16 protein-coding genes are annotated in these 15096 nt (G+C 45.2%); 8 read left to right on the top strand and 8 right to left on the bottom strand.

What is annotated here, in order from left to right; translation table 11 throughout:
- Window positions 1-196: 196 nt before the first annotated feature.
- On the bottom strand, window positions 197-487 hold the full coding sequence (locus QUB39_RS27785) for a hypothetical protein (RefSeq protein WP_333212027.1): 291 nt from the start codon (window positions 485-487) through the stop codon (window positions 197-199).
- A gap of 220 nt (window positions 488-707) precedes the next feature.
- Between QUB39_RS27785 and QUB39_RS27780 the strand changes: the two genes are divergently transcribed.
- Together QUB39_RS27780 and QUB39_RS27775 are read left to right on the top strand one after the other, a co-directional pair.
- Window positions 708-2282: a nucleoside transporter C-terminal domain-containing protein gene (locus QUB39_RS27780; RefSeq protein WP_333212029.1), complete on the top strand. Its 1575-nt coding sequence runs from the start codon at window positions 708-710 to the stop codon at window positions 2280-2282.
- 379 nt (window positions 2283-2661) lie between these two features.
- Complete coding sequence (locus QUB39_RS27775; RefSeq protein WP_333212055.1) at window positions 2662-3267, top strand: DUF3318 domain-containing protein; 606 nt, start codon at window positions 2662-2664, stop codon at window positions 3265-3267.
- 70 nt (window positions 3268-3337) lie between these two features.
- Here the strand turns inward: QUB39_RS27775 and QUB39_RS27770 are convergent, their stop codons facing one another.
- Both QUB39_RS27770 and QUB39_RS27765 read right to left on the bottom strand, forming a co-directional pair.
- Window positions 3338-3994 (bottom strand): Uma2 family endonuclease, encoded by a 657-nt coding sequence (locus QUB39_RS27770; protein WP_333212031.1) that lies wholly within the window; start codon window positions 3992-3994, stop codon window positions 3338-3340.
- A gap of 115 nt (window positions 3995-4109) precedes the next feature.
- Window positions 4110-4391: a helix-turn-helix transcriptional regulator gene (locus QUB39_RS27765; protein WP_333212033.1), complete on the bottom strand. Its 282-nt coding sequence runs from the start codon at window positions 4389-4391 to the stop codon at window positions 4110-4112.
- Between the two features lie 151 nt (window positions 4392-4542).
- On the opposite strand from QUB39_RS27765, the gene QUB39_RS27760 reads away from it, so the two are divergent.
- Complete coding sequence (locus QUB39_RS27760; RefSeq protein ID WP_333056471.1) at window positions 4543-4953, top strand: hypothetical protein; 411 nt, start codon at window positions 4543-4545, stop codon at window positions 4951-4953.
- 260 nt (window positions 4954-5213) lie between these two features.
- Here QUB39_RS27760 and QUB39_RS27755 read toward each other — a convergent pair whose 3' ends face one another.
- Together QUB39_RS27755 and QUB39_RS27750 are read right to left on the bottom strand one after the other, a co-directional pair.
- Complete coding sequence (locus QUB39_RS27755; RefSeq protein WP_333212036.1) at window positions 5214-7010, bottom strand: glycosyltransferase family 39 protein; 1797 nt, start codon at window positions 7008-7010, stop codon at window positions 5214-5216.
- 273 nt (window positions 7011-7283) lie between these two features.
- A complete protein-coding gene (locus tag QUB39_RS27750; RefSeq protein WP_333212038.1) occupies window positions 7284-8498 on the bottom strand; it encodes a glycosyltransferase in 1215 nt (404 codons plus the stop codon).
- Window positions 8499-8638: 140 nt separating this feature from the next.
- Between QUB39_RS27750 and cofH the strand changes: the two genes are divergently transcribed.
- Both cofH and QUB39_RS27740 read left to right on the top strand, forming a co-directional pair.
- A complete protein-coding gene (gene cofH, locus QUB39_RS27745) occupies window positions 8639-9796 on the top strand; it encodes a 7,8-didemethyl-8-hydroxy-5-deazariboflavin synthase subunit CofH (RefSeq protein WP_333212040.1) in 1158 nt (385 codons plus the stop codon).
- Window positions 9797-9799: 3 nt separating this feature from the next.
- The gene (locus QUB39_RS27740; protein WP_333056466.1) at window positions 9800-10405 is read left to right on the top strand and encodes a hypothetical protein; all 606 of its coding nucleotides are present in this window, start codon (window positions 9800-9802) and stop codon (window positions 10403-10405) included.
- Between the two features lie 56 nt (window positions 10406-10461).
- On the opposite strand, the gene QUB39_RS27735 is transcribed toward QUB39_RS27740, so the two are convergent.
- Entirely contained in the window at window positions 10462-10746 is a 285-nt protein-coding gene (locus QUB39_RS27735; RefSeq protein ID WP_333212042.1) for a hypothetical protein, read from the bottom strand.
- A 215-nt stretch (window positions 10747-10961) separates the two neighbouring features.
- On the opposite strand from QUB39_RS27735, the gene QUB39_RS27730 reads away from it, so the two are divergent.
- Complete coding sequence (locus tag QUB39_RS27730) at window positions 10962-11204, top strand: helix-turn-helix transcriptional regulator (protein WP_333056464.1); 243 nt, start codon at window positions 10962-10964, stop codon at window positions 11202-11204.
- A 73-nt stretch (window positions 11205-11277) separates the two neighbouring features.
- Here QUB39_RS27730 and QUB39_RS27725 read toward each other — a convergent pair whose 3' ends face one another.
- Complete coding sequence (locus tag QUB39_RS27725; protein WP_333485209.1) at window positions 11278-11874, bottom strand: hypothetical protein; 597 nt, start codon at window positions 11872-11874, stop codon at window positions 11278-11280.
- Window positions 11875-12156: 282 nt separating this feature from the next.
- Window positions 12157-13395: an LL-diaminopimelate aminotransferase gene (locus QUB39_RS27720; RefSeq protein ID WP_333390165.1), complete on the bottom strand. Its 1239-nt coding sequence runs from the start codon at window positions 13393-13395 to the stop codon at window positions 12157-12159.
- A 106-nt stretch (window positions 13396-13501) separates the two neighbouring features.
- Between QUB39_RS27720 and QUB39_RS27715 the strand changes: the two genes are divergently transcribed.
- On the top strand, window positions 13502-13642 hold the full coding sequence (locus tag QUB39_RS27715) for a hypothetical protein (protein WP_332950583.1): 141 nt from the start codon (window positions 13502-13504) through the stop codon (window positions 13640-13642).
- Window positions 13643-13788: 146 nt separating this feature from the next.
- Window positions 13789-14880, top strand: a complete 1092-nt coding sequence (locus QUB39_RS27710; RefSeq protein ID WP_333313727.1) for a hypothetical protein — start codon at window positions 13789-13791, stop codon at window positions 14878-14880.
- Window positions 14881-15096 lie beyond the last annotated feature (216 nt).

Here is a 15096-nt window from a genome sequence, read left to right as displayed (position 1 = left end):
ACTCTTGAAAGTGGGATGGGCGTCCCGCCCGTCATGAGTGTACGGGCGGGACGCCCATCCCACAATAACAATTAAAATTGTAAGTTATTTAATTCACGATCCTCACTGGCGCTAACATATCTAAATGTAGGGTGCGCCGAGGCACACCTTACCCTAATTTTAAATAGAATCGAAAATCGAAAATTCTGTCACCGTTCTAAAAATCATCATCAGGGCCCTCATCAGGGCCCTCATCCGAGTTCCGATCGCGACGCACAAGTTCAGAAGGAGGCCTATCGTTACTCCATGCCCACCACACGGAATCGCACTGGCAGCGGTAAAATTCTTGCCATTTGCGACGGTTGAACTCGGTATATACTGGCGATCGACGATTAATCCAGACATCAGCGGCATCCGTGCAGCTAGCGCCGCACTTGGGGCAGCAAAACTCATTAGCGTGAACCGCCGTCGCAGTCCATTCAGGAGGATGTGGAGCAAAAGCTTCCATGTGTTAGAGTTTCTATCTAAACTGCTGGTAATTACGGCAAATCAAGGCTTGCAAAAGATCCGCAGAGTTCGGAATGACCTAAGCAATGACATAAGTACGCTGTTGAGTGCGTAATTCATCTGCCCGTTATTTTTTTTAGCATTTGCCGTCAGATGAATAGTATAACTGATGTGGTGCAAGCCGTCGATCGGCATTCTCAGCTATTTCAAGGACTAAGCTCATGTCTATCTACAATCTTATCTCGTTTCTGGGCATCTTTGGCCTGTGTGCGATCGCCTGGGTTTTCTCAGAAAATCGCAAAGTTCAGTATATACCTTGGCGCGTCATCATCTGGGGCATTGGCCTGCAATTAGTCTTAGGATTTTTAGTATTCCTGTTCCCCCCAACTCGCATCGCCCTAGAGTGGTTTACTAGCTTACTGGATGGAGTATTCACCGCTGCTGACGCTGGAGCGAGGTTTGTATTCGGGAGCAATGTTGTACCCATACCTGGTAAAGAGCCGGCAGTTAATTTAGGATATATTTTTGCCTTTAGAGCTTTACCGACAGTCATCTTTTTTTCTGGCCTCATGGCCTTGCTATACAACATCGGCGTGATTCAAATTATCACCGAACTTTTTGCCAAAATATTTTATACGACAATGCGCTTGAGTGGCGCCGAAGCCCTCAGCGGCGCGGCCAATATTTTCGTAGGAATTGAAGCGGCAATTGTCGTCAAGCCATATTTGCCAAAAATGACTCGTTCCGAACTTTGTGCAATCCTCTCTTGCTGTTTTGGGACTGCCGCTTCTTCAACATTAGCAATTTACGTTAGTTTTCTAAAGCCTGTTTTTCCAAATATTTTAGGACACTTAGTTTCAGCCTCAATTATCGCCATTCCCGCTTGTTTTGTCCTCTCCAAAATCTTAGTACCAGAAACAGACACACCCCTGACAATGGGCGGCATTCCCAAGGAAGAACGGAAGCCTAAAGGCCGCGAGTTTGTGGGCGAAGAAATTTCCGAAATGGACGGCGAAGCGATGCCACAAGAGACAGTTGGAGGAGAACCCATCGAACGAGTCAGCCCTCTCGATGCAGCGATAATTGGTGCATTGGACGGTGTAAAAATGGCAGTAGCCATTGCCGCTGTTTTGATTTTAATCTTGGGCCTAGTTTCCTTAATCAATCAATTCTTTGGTTGGCTGGCAATTTTGCCCGGCCCCATTGGTGACTTGTTCAAAGTTGTCACCTTAGCAAACATTATGGGATTTTTATTTTATCCCCTGACGCTATTAACAGGAGTGTCCATTGACGACTCTTGGGAAGCATCAGTAATCATCGGACGGCGACTGTTAGAAACAGCAATTCCGCCCTATCAAAGTTTAGCAGAAGCATCGGCAAAAGGACTGGTGAGCGATCGTACAGTTTTAATTGTCAGTTACGCCCTTTCCGGCTTCGCCCACTTAGCCTCCGTCGGCATATTTGTCGGCGGTACGATCGCCCTAATTCCATCCCGCCGCAAAGACATTTCCGAACTCGGTTGGAAAGCATTATTTGTCGGCACCTTAGCCACAATGATGATCGCTTGCATCGCCGGCACCTTCGACACCGGAGACGCCAGCATTTTAGGCGCTAAAACAGCCCCTGTTGCCCCGCTAACAGCCCCTGAATCTCTAAAATCACCGCCATCCCCAGCCGCGAATTCAAAGCCGTCAGTTGCCCCAGCAATTGCCAGTCCGAAGCCTTCGGCTAATACCCAAAAAGCGTCTCCCAGAGCTCAAGAATCTCCCTCTTCCGCATCCAAGAAAAACCCTTAATAATCTTCTATTGACTTGTAGGGGCGGGTTTTTCCAACAATATTTAACTCCCGTTAAAAATCTACAGAAACCCGCCCCCGCACAACCAATAACCTACATCAACTTTGCTTTCGATAAAACAAGTTAGGAACGGACTCTGACCCAAGAAACCGGGTTTTTCATCAAATCTGTGGTTGTCACAAAGTATGCTCGCAAAAACCCGGTTTCTGGCCACCCGTGCATCAGATTGCGATTTGCCCTTGGGTGAGTGAGGGCCGGTTTTAGAGATTGTAGGTTTTAGACAATTATGGTTGGTGAACCCGCCCCTACAAGCCCCTGATGGATGTTGTTGTTTTTTATGCCGATGCAAGCAATTCCCAATTCCCAATTCCCAAAATTTATGAATCCCGAACCAGAAATTCGCCGCCTGTTAGATGTGATGCCCGCTTCCGGCCGCATGATGTGTAAAATTATTAATAAGCCACAACAATCAACGGTAATTGACTGCGAGTTTCCTTTACCTTGGAATCAATCTCGCCCGATTTATATTAATTTTGATTTGTGGCGGCTGCTATCTAAGCCCCAGCGGGATTTACTGCTATTGCGGAATGTAAGTTTTCTGTGCAATTTTAAGTGGTTTAAACCGGATATTTATCAAGGTGCGGCTGTGGCGGGAATTGTCGGGACTGTTGTAGAATTGTTGCAGGGAGATGCGATCGGCACTGCGATCGCGGGCGGTTTGACAGGACTCGCCATGACTCGAATTTGGCGCGACAACCGCAGTTCCCAAGTAGAGTTAGATGCTGACGAAGGGGCGATTAGAGTAGCGGGAAGGCGTGGTTACAACGAAGCAGAAGCGGCCGGACATTTACTTGGGGCGATCGAGGCTGTGGCGCAAATTGAAGGGCGCAGTTTGGATTTTAATGAGTTGATTCGGTGTCAAAACTTAAAGGCGATATCGGGTATTTCGGCGGTGGGCGTGCCCGATAGTGTGAGGAAAGATTAAAAACTTGCTCCTTCCTACCATAAGAATATAGAAATGTCGGCTTTACCAAATCATCGCTCTAATAATTACTTCACCTCAGACTATTTGGATCGACTCCTAACTCCCGCAATTTTTGTGCTAATCTGTTCACCTGTTCTTCAGGAGTCAGATAACGTTTTCCCTCTGCGTCGTACCAATACAGCCACTCCCTCGTCACCCCAGAATAATTTCCCCTTTCACAACCAATTCCTAAACCTATTTCGGGCATCCAAACAGGATGTCCCGACTGTAATTCATACTTCCCATTAACTAACTTATGTACTTCCAATCGGGGTTTGCGACGGCGGCGAGATGAATAGATAATGTAATAAAGCACGCCTAAATCTTGATATTCCTCCAACTTTGTGGTGTATTCCTTGCGATACTTTTTGGAAACGACTTCCAGTACCAAAGTTGGGACAACCTTTTCATCCCACAGAACGTAACTGGGACGCAATTCTTCATCGTAAAACCTTTCTACTCCTAAACTCAAGAAACCGTCGGGGACAATTGGAGCTTTTTCAGGGTGATAATAGATACCCATATCTATGCCAAAAAACCAGTCCATGCGTTCTGCCCAAATTATGAGCAATACCGCTTTTAGCAACCCCGGTATTAGTTCTTGAAGTTCGTTATCCACAGGCGTTTCGTCAGAATCTGGCAGTTCATCGGCTGAGGGCAAGTACCTCGGTAAGTTGTAATTTAACATTGCAGTTTTTCCCAAAACTTACATCAATTATAGCGTGGTTGTTTTTTGATACCAATCGCAATTTAAACCAGCAACTCACCAAAAATTGCTTGTTCTCGAATAGCCTCATAATTTTTCAAAATCTCCGACCGTCAATTTCTAGTGACTCCTCCTCATCTACTGGCCGACTGAGATAATCCGGCAACTCATCAAAAGATACCCCCACCAAACGGCAAAAATCCCTCATTTGCCGAACAGTCATCGTAGGTTCGTCTCCCTTTTCCCATCGCCGCACCGACGAAGCCGACACCCCCATCCGCACAGCCAACTCTTCTTGGCTCAAGTTAGCGTCCTCTCGCAGTCTCCGAAAAGCCAACTCATTTTCTGGTTGCCGTTGACGTTGCCTTTTTTTTACCATATTATTATAAGTATCTATTTTAAGCGCTTAATTTAAGCGGTTAAGTTCCTTGAGGTAGGCACAGCCATAGCCAAAACAGACTGCACTAAAAATCAAAGGTGCAAGTCTGTCACTTTTCTATGGGCAAACATACCCAATTTACAATACAGCCATGAACACCCCAGAAACTGCGAATGCCTGGATTATTTACCGACTGCTGCCCAACTTTCAGCGCTTACCTGTCGCGCAATTTCGCAGCCGCAGCGAAGCAGAATCTTCCCTGAAAGTCATCCGGCAAATGCTACCCAATACCGAATTAATACTTGCTTTTGAGGTTGGGCCAGAAAGTCCAACTACCGAACTCAATCAGCCCCCTGCTAAAAAGCCAAACTTGCAAACTTCAGTTAACCGAGAACTCTTGAAACTTTTCATTATCAGTTCTCGTCCAGTTGTTTCCCGCGTCATTCATTCTTTTCACCGCGATAATTTTGCCTGCGTTTCTGACTGGAGTCCGCTTGTCCCAACTCAGAATCCCGGTGAAGTGATGAGCGTCTTAATTAAACATTTTGCCGCTGACTCTTAGTTTGCCACCCCTTGATGATTCGGCGGTTGAAACCGCTCCTTGTCAAACGAAGTCTGCCTCCGCAGACTAAGAAATAAAGGGGGTATTTAAGTCGGATTTGGTATTAGTCCTCTTTGAGAGGACTTTAGCTTTGAGGCAGGGGTTTCAACCCCTGCCGGACTGCGGTTGTAAGGCTAACTCTATATCCTCTACTTCTTGAGTCATAAATTTATCACTATCTCTCCCCAGTCATCGAACCTTAGCTGCGGGCGATCGCCAAATCAGGAACAATGATAAACTTGATATTCATACCCATCCACCGCAGGCAAATCGCGCGATTCAACCTGACATTTTTGTGCTTCTAGATTCACAGGTGCGCGAAAATTAACCAACCACAAATCTAGCGGCCGTTCTAATTGACTGAGTGTTTTGTCAAGTGTCCCTGCCGCTATTTCTGGTGCATCCCTTCTCTGATTAGCCAAAAGAAACAGCGGAGAATCAAAGGCTTTAACTTCTTCTTTCTTCCTAACATCCCTTACATCCGTTACATCCGCTACAAAATCCGTTGCCGAACTTCTTTCCCATTCCCACCCTATCCCCATCAACTCTCCTATTTCTACATGAGTATTTTGAGTAGTAGCAATTAACACGGGAACTTTCGATAATTCGCGGATAATCGGAATTAAAAGGTCTGGTTTGTAATATTTGCGATAGCCGAGATTGGAATTTACTGTGACACCGCTAAAAAAACCCATTGCTAAAATTAGCAAAACTGCTTTTTTGCCAGGAACTTCGATCGCCCGTAAATTAAACCATTGACTTTTTGCTGTAGGTGTGTTAAAAATAACCGCCAAGGTTGCTCCTAAAAGCAATATCACCCCCGGAAAGTAGACGAAATTGTATCGTGCGCCGCGAGTTAGGTCAATCCCTAGAATATATGCAAAGCTGAAAAATTGGAAAATTGCTCCTAGCACAAATCCGCCGAAAATAACAGTACCTAAACGAGTATCGGGCGTTTTTAAGGAATTTTTAAGAGCGCCTCGCAGCAGGGGAAGCACTAATATAAAAAATATTGTCATGGCGATCGCCGATACAACTACTACTGCCAAATTTGGCGATTCCACCGGCAGCAGAGACATGACTGTGATCCATCCAGCTAAAGCTTGAAAAATCGGATTAACCCAACTTAAAAATGTGCGATCGCCGCTGACAATCCAATTAGTTAATTCGCTGCCGTACTTGTTTGACAAAAATACCGGCAACCACACTAAACCGCCAGTTAAAGTACCTATCGCTACCGCGAAAAGCCGCCAGATGATTTGAAATTGCCAAATATTGGGCTGGTGGCTGTTGTCAATTGGCAAATTTCCATTAAAATCCTGCCACATTACAGCAATTAATGCTATTGCTTCGGCACACAAAGTCAGTACAAAAAAGTAGTGAACCGCAATTCCCAAACAGTTAACAACCACCCAAAGCAGCACCGCCCAAATAGGCAGGGGCGCGCGCTGTTGCAGCTTTTTTGCAGCTAAGACGAGGCAAAAAAGAGAGGCAATAACTAATAAGATTCCTAAAGTGTAATGCCGAGCTTCTTGAGCGAGATAAATGCCGTAGGGAGAAACTGCCATCATCGCGGCCGCACATTGACCGACTAAACGCGAAGTAAAAGCAAACTTGCCTAAAAAGTAAATAGCGGGAACTGAAATCACACCCAATAATGCAGGAAGAGCGCGCCCAATCCAAACTAAACTATCCTCAGAAAGCCCAAACAACCGCATCCACCAATGAGCGAGCATAAAATATACTGGTGGATGGTTGCTTTCTAGTAGCAAATTGCGGAGCACGTCGGCGGTGTCAGCATCGGGGCGCAATTGCAGCGGTTGTAATAATGTAGAAAGCTCGATCGCGCGATCGAGCGGCACACCGCGAAAACTGTTGCCCAAACTAAATACTAGAGTCGAAAACTCGTCTGTCCATAGCGGTTTCGAGTCCAAATTGGCAAAGCGCAAAATCAAGGCGATCGCCGTCCACAGAAATAGCAACAACAGTTGTTTGTTCTTAATCATTAATTCAGTCAATCGATTTTAGATTTTAGATTTTAGATTTTAGATTTTAGACTTCGGCGTGCAGTTCGACAAGCTCACCGTCCGCGCTAGAGGAGAACGATTTTAGATTTTAGAATTGAAGCATTGAAGCATTGACTTGCGCGAGATAAATCCGGGGGCTTGTATCCTAGATGCTTTCGGTCATTCAAAGGCATAGGGCAGGAGACCAATTTGTCATTAGCCATCAGTCATTTTATCCATTATCAATTACCAATTACCCATTTCGCATTACCCATTTCCCATTACCTACTTCACGTCCGTCACCCGCCAACTCAGCTTCATATTGATCCAGAAATTCCACAGAGTCACAGTTGCGATCGCAATCAACTTAGCCCAATATTCGTTTACCTTAAAAACATTAAACAGCACATTCACCAGCAGCACATTTATCATCAAGCCAATCAAACAAATCACATTAAATTTCAACAGCCGTTTCAAGCGCTGGCGCTTTCCCTGCTGCCGCTTAGAAATATCACCAAAAGTCCATAAATCGTTCCACAAAAAATTATTGAAAATTGCCACTTCAGCAGAAAAAATTGCACTGCGAGTCAGCCCCAAACCGAGGACAGTCCGCAGCAAGTAAAAAACTCCCATATCCACAAACACGCCGCTGAAACCAACCACGCCAAACCGCAGGAATCTGCCCATCGGCCAGCGGGCAAAGCGCAACCGAAGCAAATGTTGCAAATACTCAATATACTGTTTCCAGGTAACTTTGCTCTCCCCTTCTTGCCGCTCGTGAAACACGTAACCAACTTCTCCAATCCAGCGGATATCGCCTCTGCCGAGCACTTCAATCAATATTTTGTAGCCAGCAGGATTCATGGTTTTGCCGGCTATGCAACAGCGCCGCACCATAAAATACCCGCTCATCGGATCGGAAACTCGGCCCACCACTCCCGGCAGGATCACTAACCCCACGGTTTGAGCGCCCCGCGATAAAAATCGCCTGACAACGCTCCAGTCGCTCACCCCGCCCTCGCCCACGTGACGGCTCGCAGCGGCCAAATCTGCTCCCCGCTGAATTTCTGCTAAAAGCTGCAACAGCGTTTCCGGGGGATGCTGCAAGTCGGCATCGATGACGCCCAAAACCTCGCCCCGAGCCGCCTGCCACCCGCGAATTACGGCCGTGGAAAGTCCCCGCTCTTCTTCCCGGCGCATCACCCGCAATTGCGGATATTCCGGTGTCAGGGAAAGGGCGACTTCCCAAGTGCGATCGGGGCTGTCGTCATCGACTACAATTAATTCGTAGTCGCCGGGAATGATGCCATCGAGCAATTGGCTCAATTTTTCCACAATACTCTGGATATTCCTGCACTCGTTGTAGGTGGGAATGACGAGGGAAAAATAAATTTCCGCTGTGCGTGCATCTGTAAAAGTTGAACCGAAAGTCTGTATAGCAGGAATTTGCAAGGGCCCCGACGGCACTGGCAATACCTGATTTGGTTGGTTTATGCCCATAATTTCAGTGTTAAGAAAGTCCAGAATAGTTTCGTAGCACTTGAGATTGTAAAATATCGTTCCTCCATAATTGATTAGTTAAAATATAAAAACGCCTTAATTCTAGTCAGTAATTCTGTAATTGAGTTAAAAAGAAAACTGTGGATGCAATTCTCGATCGAGCTTTACAAGGTTATAACATCTCTTCTGCAGAAGCATTGGTACTTTTGCAGCAAACAGAGCCAGACGCGCGAGCTTCTATTCAAACAACCGCTGACTTGCTCCGTCGCCGACAATCAGGGGATACTGTCACCTACGTTATCAATCGGAATATTAACTTTACTAACATTTGCGAGCAGCATTGCAGTTTTTGTGCATTCCGCCGCGACGAGGGAGATGAGGGCGCTTTTTGGTTAGATGCAGCCCAAATTCAGGAAAAGGCAACTGATGCAGTGCAGCGGGGTGCGACGGAAATTTGTATGCAGGGCGGCTTAAATCTTCAAGCTAAGCTCAACGGCGCATTTTTACCTTATTATCTGCAATTGGTGAAAACTATTAAGGATAAGTTTCCTCAGTTGCACTTGCACGCTTTTTCGCCGCAAGAAATAGAATTTATTGCCCGAGAAGATAATCTTAGTTTCAGCTATGTAATTTCGGCTTTGCGGGATGCGGGAGTTGGTTCGATGCCGGGAACCGCGGCGGAAGTTCTCGACGATGCTGTGCGACGGGTGATTTGCCCGGAAAAACTAAATTCGGCAACTTGGCTGGAAATTGTGGGAACTGCTCACAGTCTGGGTTTGCCGACAACGAGTACAATGCTTTGCGGGCATATTGAGACAGCCGAACAGCAGGTTTTGCATTTAGAAAAAGTGCGATCGCTCCAACAAACTGCGATCGACCAAAACTATCCAGCACGCATCACAGAATTTATTTTACTACCCTTTGTTGGACAGGAAGCACCGGCACCTTTGCGGAGTCGAGTCGGCCGCGACCAACCAATTTTAGCAGATACATTGTTACTCACCGCTGTATCGAGAATCTTCTTGGGAAATTTGATTCCCAATCATCAACCGAGTTGGGTAAAATTAGGTTTAGATGGAGCTACAGAAGCGCTGAAATGGGGCTGCAACGACATCGGCGGTACATTGATGGAAGAACACATTACAACGATGGCTGGTGCGGTTGGCGGCAGTTGTCAGTCTGTGGAAGATTTGCAAAATGCGATTAGTTCTTTGGGGCGGAGTTATCAGCAAAGAGATACAATTTATCGACCTTTAGGGGTTGACAATTTGGCAGTAATAAGTAGTAGGATAAATTGAGCGATGTCTTACAGCGAGTTCACCTCAATTATCAAAGTTAAACAAGCCTTTGGATTAACAACTGTAGAAGGCCCGCGATTTCTACCGCAAATAACTCCGATCGCTCCGAGTGCAACCCTGACAGATTTTTTGGCAAATAGTTTACCCGTAGCTGTGGCCACAGGTAGCGAAAAAGCTCGATCGGAAATGATTATTACTCCGGTACTGCTGGAAGTCAGGAAGATTTTGCAGCAGAATATTAGCTTGTTTTCGGGGGAAGACTTTACGGTTGATTACGAAACTGGACTAAACGGGATTTGTGATTATTTGATTAGTCGTTCTCCAGAAATGTTGGAGATTGAAGCACCCGCAGTGGCGGTTGTTGAGGCTAAAAAAGCCGATTTGAAGACAGGAATTGGACAGTGCGTTGCAGAAATGGTGGCAATGCAGAAGTTTAATGAAGCGAAGGAAAAACCAATTTCAGTTATTTATGGCAGTGTCAGTAACGGCACGCAGTGGCGATTTCTTAAACTAGAGGAAAAAATTGTATCGATCGATCTTAATGACTATGCCTTGCCTCCGGTGGACGAAATTTTGGGAATGCTAGTTTGGATGGTACGAGATGGCTGAATAACCGCGATCGCACTTTTGACTCAGTTGCTAAAGTGCGATCGCACATTTAGACTTCATTGCAACCGGATTAATTTGACTAACAGACTCATGATTTCTCCCCGATCGGGTGTAATAATGATGCGATTGTCGGGAATCGCGATCCTCTTCGAGGGCTGCGCTAACGGATGAGTCCAACGAACAGCTTCCTCGTAGCGCAATGCGTGCAGTTGGTGGATAGTTCGGCGTACCCCCAGCGGCGAACCGATGATGACGTGACGGACTGCTTCGCGATCGGCCTCAAAGGTTTGGTTGGTTAAAACATTCGGCGATGTTTGGTTCGATGATGAATCTTGCAACATAGCTTTGACCAATAATTTTGGATAGGTTTGATGCTTTGTAACGGTAAAACCGCGTACAATAACAAGTTGAAGAAAAGACAGCAATTCCCCTACAGCACAAGTGGCTTAGCTGGTGCTGTCTAATCTCTATTGGGTTAAATCTAAATTAATTTAGGGTAGATGTCAATCATTTTAGGCAAAACCCAAATAAATTAATATAACTTAACAAATAGCCTATGGAAACCTCAGAAAGAGCCGATCGATCGCCCCTAATGCGACTGAGAGTTCAGCGGTTTATGACTCAAAAGCAGCTAGCAGAAGCACTTGGCGTTACGGAAGCGACGGTAAGCAACTGGGAAGCTGGGCGATCTGTACCGAAACTAACACCTGTTCAATACAAGAAGTTGCTAGAAATTCTGCAAATTACCTCTGCTGAATTACCAGACCAATTTGGTTTTCCTAGCGAGGCTGATGGATAGAAAACGGAATATTATAATCGAGGCGTTTTAAATTTTAAACCAAAAATGGTGAAAGTTAATCTACTCAAAATTACTAGATAATAAAACTAACTAAAATTCCCAAAATTTCATCAACTGGCGGCAGCGAGTATTCTCTCAAACCAATGGTAACAGTTTGCTCTTCTAATTTGATAAATTTCCACAAGTTCCCGGTCGTAACGCAACCATAGAGCTTGTTTACAAAGTAGCCGTTTTTTTCATTGAAACGCTGAGCCGCAATCATTTCAGCAACACATTGTCCAAGTCCGCCGTTGATGTCTTCTTTTTTAGCTTCCACCACAATCATAGCAGGAGCTTCGATAAAAAGTTGTTCGGGTGATTTGCTGATGAGGAAATCGCAGACACCGTTAAGTCCCACAGATTGATCTACAGTAAATTCATTCCCAGAAAAAAGACTGATTTGCTGATGAAAAATATCTTTTAATTCTAAAAGAATCGGACATATAATCATTTCAGAACGAGCTTTTTCCGTATTCAGTGCTAGGGCAAGAGGCAGGCGTTTTTCGATGAACTCAGCTAGGGCTGGACTCGGCTGAATCGGGGGCGCATAAACAATAAAAGTAGGTACTTCTATTAGGGTGAGCTGAAAGTCTTGTTTGACTTTTTTGAGGGTGAATTCGCTATAGGACATTGCTGTTCCACGCTCTGAATAAAGTGGTCTGGCTTAGATTATAACTCACATCTTTTACTATTTTCATGAACAGGCTTTCCGGCCTGTTCCACAACATATTAAATTAATGCTCTTTCGCTGAATCCGGCAGTCCGCCAGGGGTTGAAACCCCTGTCTCAAAGCTAAAGTCCTCGCTATGAGGACTGAAGAACTCATTAGTCCTCTTCAGAGGACTTTCGCTATTAGCCAGGGAATTCATTCCCTGGCGGGCTGGCCGCCTTCCCGTTTAAGCAGGAGATGAGATTAAACCTTAAACTTCTCCACAATCCGTCTCATCGCTTCTTCCACATTCTCCCGACTATTAAACGCCGAAATGCGGAAATAACCCTCACCCGCCGCACCAAAACCAGAACCCGGAGTTCCCACCACATTGCAAGTTTCCAGCAACTTCTGAAAGAAATCCCAACTCGACAAACCGTGAGGCGTTTTCACCCACACATAAGGTGCATTTTCGCCACCAAAAACCTCGATTCCCGCCGCTGTCAATTTCTCGCGAATAATCGCAGCATTTTCCATGTAAAAATTGACTAATGCCTGAATCTGTGCCTTGCCAGCCTCTGAATAAACCGCCTCAGCACCGCGCTGCACAATGTAAGAAACACCGTTAAACTTAGTAGATTGGCGGCGGTTCCACAATTTCCAAATTTCCACATCGGAACCATCTGCTGCTTTTCCAGTCAAAGTCTTCGGTACAACTGTTAGCGCACAGCGAGTACCCGTAAAACCAGCATTTTTGGAAAAAGAACGAAATTCGATCGCACAATCCCGCGCCCCTTCAATTTCGTAGATAGAATGGGGTAAACTCGGATCGGTAATATACGCTTCGTAAGCCGCATCGAAGAAAATAATCGAACCGTTAGCCTTAGCATAATTTACCCAAGCTTGCAAGTGTTCCTTGGTTGCAGTTGCCCCCGTCGGGTTATTCGGGAAACACAAGTAAATTAAATCGACTTTTTTGTCCGTGGGAATTTGGGCAGTAAAATTGTTTTCCGCTGTAATTGGCAGGTAAACTAAGCCGCCGTATTCGCCATTTTCGTTCGCATCTCCCGTGTGTCCAGCCATCACGTTAGTGTCTACATACACCGGATACACTGGATCGGTAACTGCGATCGTGTTATTGTTGCCAAAAATATCGAGAATATTGCCGCAATCGCACTTAGAACCATCAGAAATAAAGATTTCCGAAGCATCAACATCGCATCCCCGCGACTTGAAATCGTGCTCGGCAATTTTCTCCCGCAGCCACTCATAACCTTGTTCCGGGCCGTATCCTTTAAAGGTATCCCGCGAACCCATTTCTTCCACCGCCGCCACCATCGCCTCCCGACAAGCAGCCGGTAGCGGTTCAGTCACGTCGCCAATCCCCAGCCGGATGATGGGCGCTTCGGGATTAGCCTCTGCATAGGCTTTCACCCTGCGCCCAATTTCGGGAAACAGGTAGCCAGCTTTGAGTTTGAGGTAGTTGTCGTTGATAGTTGCCATAGTTCGATCGCTACAGAATGTCGTAGAATAGCTTATACCATTTTAGATTTTAGATTTTAGATTTTAGATTTGAAGAATTGAAGAATTGAAAAACTGGGAATGACTGATGACTATGGGGGTTGGCAGCTTGCAGGCAGTTGCATTCTGTTTTGAAATTGGTATTACTACTAATCGTCTTTCTCAAGCAAAAGGAAGTTCGGCAACAAATTTTATCAGGGATTTAACGGATTTAACGGATGGATATTGAGGAGCGAGGGAAGATTTTCCCCGTTCGGACACTCGAACACTCGGCAAATCCGCCATCACAGGCAATCTGCAGAGTCGCTCACAGCTATTGACAAAAAAATCAAACTATCTTGTATAATCAGAATAGCGTGCAGTGCAGAAGCAATTATGGATGAGATCGAGTATGCCAAACTCTATCAGGAACTGGCGGCAATTCTGAATGAGTTTAATTTGGGTTGGGTAGTTCAACAAGTAGCGGATACTGTAGAGATAGGCAAAGTAATTGAAGAGCGATCGCTCAAAAGAAAAACACCTCTGCTCAAGATAGAAGATTATACCGCAAAAGAACAACTTTTGCTGTTAATTAATGCTGTTGAACAAGCGACGGTCAACACTTCCGAAATGGAAGACGAAATTGCTTATTTCTTGAAAGTAGAATCAGAAACCTCACCCCTCGGCACAAAAATTACCTTTGCCAATTCAGGTGCAGAAACTGCCAAAACAATCGAGTTTACCTCCAGCGTCACAGCCCCCCGTCACAAACAGGCGATCGCCCTCAAGCACTTGCTGGAAAAACTGCCCTCTGGGCCGAGCAACTACGCCATCAATTCCGAAATTAAAAGCAAATTAAAAAGCTCGATCGATCCAGATTTTAACACAGCAGCAGAACAAGCCAGAATTTTTGACACTTACCTCTTCACAATCTTGCTAAAAGCAGTTGCTAATGAAGGCGGTACTATTTATTACAACAATGTTTTAGACGACGAAACACCGAAATATTTAACATTTAGAAAAACAGCGGGAAAAATTCACGGAACGGCACATCCCTATACTCATGCTGTTGTGGAATTTCCCGACAAACCAGCCCTGGAAGTTCACCTAGGAGTAAAAGTCCAAGGTAGAGCCGGAGTTTTGCACAACTGCAACGTTTTAATTTTGTACCAAAAAGAAGCAAATATCTGCCGCTTGCTTAACCGCGAACCTCGGCACTCGCAGGTAATTTTAGCAGTAAAATCGGAACACAGCACCTCAGAACTTCAACTAGAAATGGCTGGTGCTTTTATCGGCTTAGCATCAGACATTCGCTACGAAGGTGGCAGCTATTTTATTTCTAACAGTTACTCACAACCCGTAGCCAAACTGCTAACTACTGCTCGCAAAAAATGGGAACACAACATTTTTCCGAGAGCCACAAACGATGTCCACCGAATGATGTACTCGTTTCAAACTATCTTTAAAGACTTTAAAGCCAGAAACTGATTCAATTAATCAGGACTAAGGCAAACTGTCACAAAAGTCTTGCTACATTTTTTGTGTTAGGTTTCGTTTCACGAGCCTAACCTACTGTCTGATTCAAGTAAGGAATGTTTTTCTGGTTGTTTCCGGAGGGGTAAATTCGAGTTTCCTAAATTTGCCCGGTTAAATGTATCTGCTAATGTATCTGCTACATGAGCCAAGAAAATAATCTATCATGTT

The sequence above is a fragment of the Microcoleus sp. AT8-B5 genome, assembly GCF_036705565.1.
In the GTDB taxonomy this organism is placed as follows: Bacteria; Cyanobacteriota; Cyanobacteriia; order Cyanobacteriales; family Microcoleaceae; genus Microcoleus.
The sequence above is the reverse complement of the archived record's forward strand: the minus strand, read 5'-3'. Positions and strand labels throughout refer to the sequence as shown.